This window comes from Pseudaeromonas paramecii (assembly GCF_039540575.1).
Lineage (GTDB): Bacteria > Pseudomonadota > Gammaproteobacteria > Enterobacterales > Aeromonadaceae > Pseudaeromonas > Pseudaeromonas paramecii.
Window position 1 is genome coordinate 22,304 of record NZ_BAABFC010000019.1, and the last position, 6,000, is coordinate 28,303.

At 62.3% G+C, this 6,000-nt stretch carries 5 protein-coding genes and 1 rRNA gene; 1 reads left to right on the forward strand and 5 read right to left on the reverse strand.

Annotation, left to right across the window (positions count from 1 at the left end):
* Positions 1-96: 96 nt before the first annotated feature.
* Entirely contained in the window at positions 97-834 is a 738-nt protein-coding gene (gene bluB, locus ABD847_RS13465) for a 5,6-dimethylbenzimidazole synthase (RefSeq protein WP_345013886.1), read from the forward strand.
* Positions 835-878: 44 nt separating this feature from the next.
* Here bluB and ABD847_RS13470 read toward each other — a convergent pair whose 3' ends face one another.
* The 5 genes from ABD847_RS13470 to rrf form a co-directional block, all read right to left on the reverse strand.
* On the reverse strand, positions 879-1,442 hold the full coding sequence (locus ABD847_RS13470) for an ANTAR domain-containing response regulator (RefSeq protein ID WP_345013888.1): 564 nt from the start codon (positions 1,440-1,442) through the stop codon (positions 879-881).
* A 23-nt stretch (positions 1,443-1,465) separates the two neighbouring features.
* On the reverse strand, positions 1,466-2,227 hold the full coding sequence (gene cobA / locus ABD847_RS13475) for a uroporphyrinogen-III C-methyltransferase (protein WP_345013890.1): 762 nt from the start codon (positions 2,225-2,227) through the stop codon (positions 1,466-1,468).
* 10 nt (positions 2,228-2,237) lie between these two features.
* Positions 2,238-4,856, reverse strand: coding sequence for a nitrate reductase (locus ABD847_RS13480; protein ID WP_345013892.1), 2,619 nt, complete (start codon positions 4,854-4,856; stop codon positions 2,238-2,240).
* 250 nt (positions 4,857-5,106) lie between these two features.
* A complete protein-coding gene (locus ABD847_RS13485) occupies positions 5,107-5,583 on the reverse strand; it encodes an early set domain-containing protein (RefSeq protein WP_345013893.1) in 477 nt (158 codons plus the stop codon).
* Positions 5,584-5,805: 222 nt separating this feature from the next.
* Positions 5,806-5,920, reverse strand: a 5S ribosomal RNA gene (rrf, locus tag ABD847_RS13490).
* Positions 5,921-6,000: the final 80 nt, after the last annotated feature.

Sequence of the window (6,000 nt, forward strand, 5' to 3'; positions counted from 1 at the left end):
GCACCAAGCCTGGCATTCCAGCTGGCGCACCACGGTTGACCCTGATGGCCCGCCACGGCTAAGGTGAAGCCCACTCCCTTCAGCGCCGATACGCCCATGACACCCAATGCCCCCTTCACTCCCGATCAGCAGGCTGGCCTGTACCGCGCCATCTACGAGCGGCGGGATGTGCGCTCCCAGTTTCTGCCGGATGCCATCCCCCCGGAGGTGCTGGCCCGGCTGCTGCACGCCGCCCACCACGCGCCGTCCGTGGGCTTCATGCAGCCCTGGGATTTCATCCTGATCGAGGATCTCGCCACCCGGCAGGCGGTGAAGCGCCTGTTTGACGAAGCGAACGAGGCCGCCGCAACACAGTTTGCCGGCGAGGGGCGCGAGCAGCAGTACCGTCGTCTCAAGCTCGAGGGCATTCTCGACAGCCCGCTGAACCTGTGCATCACCTGCGATCGCAGCCGGGGCGGCCCGCATGTGCTGGGACGCACCAGCATACTGGAGATGGACTTGTTCAGCGCGTGTCTGGCGGTGCAGAACCTCTGGCTGGCCGCCCGGGCCGAAGGTATCGGTGTCGGTTGGGTGAGCATCTTGGATAACGATCGGCTGGCGCAGCTGCTGGGCCTGCCGGAACAGGTCTATCCCCTGGCCTACCTGTGCCTGGGCTATGTCAGCGAGTTCTTGCCGCAACCCGAGCTGCAGACCCAGGGCTGGCGGCAGCGCCTGCCGCTGGAGAGCCTGATCCACCAGGATCGCTGGGGCACGCCCCTGGCCCAGGGGCCTTTGCAAACCGCCCTAGGTAACATGACGTCTATACCAGCAGTCGATACGACAACGGCGCCCTGAGGCGCCGCTACATAAAGATTGAATCTGTCTATTCGACAGACGGCCTATTCGGCTTCGTTTTTCGCCAGCAGGCGACGGGCCAGCTCCCCCAGGCTCAGGCTGTGTTGCATGGCCGCCGAGCGCAGCGCCTTATAGGCGGCTTCCTCATCCAGGCCGTGCTGCTTCATCAGCACCCCCTTGGCCCGCTCCACCCATTTGCGCTCCGCCAGCTTCTGTTCCAGTTCCGCCATCCGCTGCTGCTGCTGGGCTCGCGCGCCCTGCTGGGTGCGGGCCAGCTTGATCCAGGCCTCGACAGGTTCCTTGTCTCCCAGCTTATGGGGCACCAGGGTCACGCCGGCGGCCAGCAGCTGTTGCTGCAGGTGTTCGGGCAAGGCGTCGGCAAACAGCACCACAGGCAGACCTCGCTCCGCCAGGGTGGTGGCCAGCAGGCGCCATTCGGCGGTGAGGCGCTTGCAGTCCAGCATCAGGCCATCGGCGCCGTCGGCCTGTGTCCAGGGATCCCGCGCCGCCAGGGGGACAGGCTCATGGCCGTAACGGCTCAGCAGCAGGGCCAGACGATTGGCCTGGGCCAGCTCGTCGGCAAAAAACAGAATGCGGGAAAAACTCATGACCGCTCCATGGTCGGCGGGGCTCAGGCGACAGACCGCCAGCTCTGCTCCGCCAGGCTCAGCAGGGCATCACGCAGCGCCACCACCTCCCCCAGTATCATCAGAACCGGGCTCTGTCCCTTGAGGGCCAGCGCCTGCTGCGATAACGCCCCCAAGCAGGTGGTGATCACCTGTTGCCGGGCGCTGGTACCGGCCACCACCAGGGCCACCGGCAAGTCCTGGGTCATTCCGGCGGCCAGCAATCCCTGCTCGATCCGCTCGGCCTGCTCCAGGCCCATGTAAAATACCAAGGTTCCCCCACCCTTGACCAGCGCCTGCCAGGGGGCAAAGCAACTGCCATCCTGCAGATGGCCGGTCACCAGGGTCACGGAGCGGGCCAGCCCCCTGTGGGTCAGGGGGATCTGGCTGGCCGCCGCGCAGCCCAGGGCCGCCGTGATCCCCGGCACCACCTCGTAGGGGATGCCGGCCTCGGCCAGACACAGGGCCTCCTCGCCGCCTCGGCCAAACACGAAGGGATCGCCGCCCTTGAGCCGAACCACCCGCTTGCCGCGCCGCGCCTGTTGGACCAGCAGCCGGTTGATGGCCTCCTGGCTCAGGCTGGGGGCGCCACAACGCTTGCCCACATCGAAGCGCTCCGCCGTGCTGGGAATGAGCGCCACTATCTCTTCCCCCACCAGACGATCGAATACCACCACCTCGGCCTGCTGCAGCCGTCGCAGCGCCTTCACCGTCAGCAGCTCCACATCACCGGGCCCAGCGCCTACCAAGGCAACACATCCGTCCATGGCACTCTCCTTATTCGGCGTAACTGACACGACAGCTGATGAGCAGCTTCTCCAGCTCGCCCACACAGGTACCGCAATTGGTGCCACATTTGAGGCTGGCTTGCAGCCCCGCCAGTTCATGGATCCCCTGCTGTTCGATGGCCTCGCGGATCTGCTTCTCACTGACCCGGAAGCAAGAGCAGACCATGCGCGTGTCCCCCGCCAGAGCCTGCTCTATGGTCGCCGACAGGGCGCTGGCCGACAGGGGCACCTTGAGCAGCCCGGCCAGCAACCCGGTGTTGAGCTGCCATTGGCTGTCCCCAGCCAGCAGCAGACCGTGGATCCGTCCCTGTTTGAGCAGCACCGCCACCCAGCCATCGCCCTTGAGAGGCAGCCGCAGCCACTGCCCCTTGCGGGCCAGCACCTGCCACAACTCCTGCCGGCTGCAGGCATCATCGGCCAGCAGGCGACACTCGCCACCGTCCACCGGCCGACGACTCCACCAACGGGGGACGAAGGACCACTCAGGCTCATGCACTCCCACCCAGACACCGTGCCAGCGGGCATTGAAGGGCGTTGCCAGCACCCGGGTCTGCTTGAACTGCGGCTGGCCGGAGACGGGATCCGTCACCGGCGCCACCAGACGGTTCACCCCGCCGGCGGCGGTGAAGCTGTCGCTCCAGTGCATCGGCATGAAGGCTTCGTTATCCGCCAGGGCATCGTCGCGCTCCAGCCGCGCCAGCACCTCGCCCCGCGGTGAGCTCAGGTGCACCAGTTGCCCGGGCTCCAGGCCCGATTGCAGCAGGGTGTGGTGATTGACCGTGACGCGCGGATAGGGCTCGGCTTCCATCAGCCGAGGCAGATGGCCGGTGCGGGTCATGGTGTGCCACTGATCCCGCAGCCGGCCTGTGTTTAGCAGCCAACCCTCTTCTTGCTCCAACACGGGTGCCTGCGGCACAGTGGCAATCAGTCTGGCCTTGCCATCCGGGGTAGAGAAGCGGCCATCGCCAAACAGACGGCGCGCATCGGCAGATCGTCCTGCCAGTACGGGCCATTGCTGCGGCGCCAGCCCGTCATACTCCTCGGCACTCAGCGCGGCTAACCCGCCCAAATTCAGCTGACGGACACCGTCATTCTCGAAGGCGGTCAGGGCGGCAAACTCGGACCAGATGGCGTGGGTGTTGGGATAGTCGAACGCCTCGGCGAAGCCCATGCGCTTCCCCACCTCGGCCAACGCCCACCAATCAGGCCGCGCCTCGCCAGGCGGCGCGGTGAAGGCCCGCTGCCGACTGATGCAGCGCTCCGAATTGGTGACTGTTCCCTCCCGCTCGCCCCAACCGGCGGCCGGCAGCAACAGGTGGGCGAATTTGGCGGTGTCCGTGTTGTCCGTCATCTCGGAGACAATCAAAAATTCGCAGTTGGCCAGCGCCTCGCGCACCCTGGCAGAATCCGGCAGCGAGATGGCCGGATTGGTGGCAATGACCCACAGGGCCCGCACCTCCCCCTTGCGTACCGCATCAAACAGCTGCACCGCCTTGTGGCCGGAGCGGGTGGCAATCCGTGGCGAACCCCAGAAGCGCTGCACCCGTTCGCAATCCGTCTCGTTGAATCCCATATGAGCCGCCAACTGAGTGGCCAAGCCCCCCACCTCACGCCCCCCCATGGCATTGGGTTGGCCCGTCATGGAGAAGGGCGATGCTCCCGGCTTGCCCACCCGCCCGGTGAGCAGATGGGCATTGATGATGCTGTTGCCCTTGTCGGTGCCCTGATTGGACTGATTGACCCCCTGACAGAACAGGGTCACGGTACGAGGCCGCTCGGCAAACCAGCGATAGAAGGCCAGCAGATCGGTCTGATTCAGGCCGCAGGTCTGCGCAATGGCCGCCAGTTCATAGGCAGGATCATCCAGCAAGGTGGTCAGCTCCGCCAACCCCTGGGTATGAGCCCGGACATAGGCTTCATCCACCTTACCCACCTCAAACAGATAACGGCACAGACCATTGAACAACCAGACATCCGTCCCCGGCAGCAAGCCCAGATGCAGATCCGCCTGCTCGGCACTCATGGTCTTGCGGGGATCCACTACCACCAGCTTCATCTGTGGCCGTTTTGCCCGTGCCTGCTGGATACGCCGAAAAATGACCGGATGGGTCCAGGCGGTATTGGCCCCCACCAGGATCAGCAGATCGCACTGCTCCAGATCCTCATAGCAACCCGGCACCACGTCCTCGCCAAAGGCGCGGGTATGGGCCATCACAGCCGACGACATGCACAGGCGGGAGTTGGTATCTATGTTGGCCGCCCCGATGAAGCCCTTCATCAGCTTGTTGGCCACATAGTAGTCCTCGGTCAGCAGCTGACCGGAGACGTAGAAGCCAATGGCCTCCGGGCCCGACTCGGCGATGATCTGGTTGAAGCGGGCAGCAATCTCGTCCAGCGCCCCATCCCAGCCCAGGTGACGCCCCTCTAAACGCGGATATAACAAGCGCCTTGGGTAGTCCATGGTCTCCAGCAAGGAGCTGCCCTTGATGCACAAGGCACCCTTGTTGGCCGGATGTTCCGGATTGCCTGCCAGGATGGCGCCATCCTGGATAGTGATACCGCAGCCTACTCCGCAGTAGGCGCATGTGGTTTGCGTTGTTTGGCTCATCCTGGCCCCCAAATAACAAAAGGCGTCCAACCCGCATTGCGGGTGGACGCCTTTGTCCATAGATGCATGTTGACTATATCTTCACTGTCCTAGTGGCTAGCATTTCCTATGCCAAGAAAAGAGAGAGTGTACCGGCCATCCTACTCGTCCGACACGCCATATTCGCCCCATGTTGGCGCACCAAAATCAGGATCGGCACCAAAACAAAACGCCCGTCATTCGACGGGCGTTGCACTCACTAAGGCGTGAATTACTTGGCAGCGGGCTTGACGTAAACCACCGGCTTCTCGCCACGGACATCCAAGTAGAACTCGAACATACCGTCAGCATCCGGAGTGACCTTCACTTCTTCGAACTTGGAGTTAGGAGTCACAACGACCGGATCGCCACCGATAGTGAAAACACCGGGGGCCTCAACATAACCAAAGTTGGTGCCCGGAGTCCATGCAACGTCTGCGAACTTGAACTTGTAAGGGGCGTAATCAACCTTCAGCTCACCTTTGGCCATGTATACGCCGTCTTCAACCTTTTGGATGAGATATTCAGGCTTGGCGGCCCAATCATTCATTTCACCACGCAGGTAAAGAGGCTTACCAAAAACATCAGCACCACCATTACCAGAAGCAGAGGCAGAATCACCAGCGGCGCCAGCATCACCATTGGAGGCACAACCAGCCAGAACCAGTGCACCCACTGCAAACATAGAAGTCAGAAATTTCTTAAACATGATCGTTCCTTCGCTAAAGTAGTTATGTGATAAGGAAGAGGGTCTACTCAACCCTACGGGGCTCATTAGAGCAAAACTACCGGCAAGAAAAACCTGTCCACCTCACAATCTTTGATACAGAAAGTTACCTTCCAATGAGGCTGGGATCGTGATCCCCTTATGGCTAGATACAGGAAATAAAAAAGCAAAACCCCGGCATAAGGCCGGGGTCTCTTAAAGGGTGTTTGATGGTGTCCTACTCTCACATGGCGAATGCCACACTACCATCGGCGCTACAGCATTTCACTTCTGTGTTCGGCATGGGAACAGGTGGGACCACTGCGCTATTGCCATCAAACATATTAGTGGTGCTGATACCCAGAGTCGAACTGGGGACCTCACCCTTACCAAGGGTGCGCTCTACCAACTGAGCCATAT

Excerpts from the sequence above, each read along its gene's own strand:
- ABD847_RS13470 (WP_345013888.1), bottom strand. The coding sequence starts at position 1,442 with ATGAGTTTTTCCCGCATTCTGTTTTTTGCCGACGAGCTGGCCCAGGCC.
- ABD847_RS13485 (WP_345013893.1), bottom strand. The coding sequence starts at position 5,583 with ATGTTTAAGAAATTTCTGACTTCTATGTTTGCAGTGGGTGCACTGGTT.
- ABD847_RS13480 (WP_345013892.1), bottom strand. The coding sequence starts at position 4,856 with ATGAGCCAAACAACGCAAACCACATGCGCCTACTGCGGAGTAGGCTGC.
- bluB (WP_345013886.1), top strand. The coding sequence starts at position 97 with ATGACACCCAATGCCCCCTTCACTCCCGATCAGCAGGCTGGCCTGTAC.
- cobA (WP_345013890.1), bottom strand. The coding sequence starts at position 2,227 with ATGGACGGATGTGTTGCCTTGGTAGGCGCTGGGCCCGGTGATGTGGAG.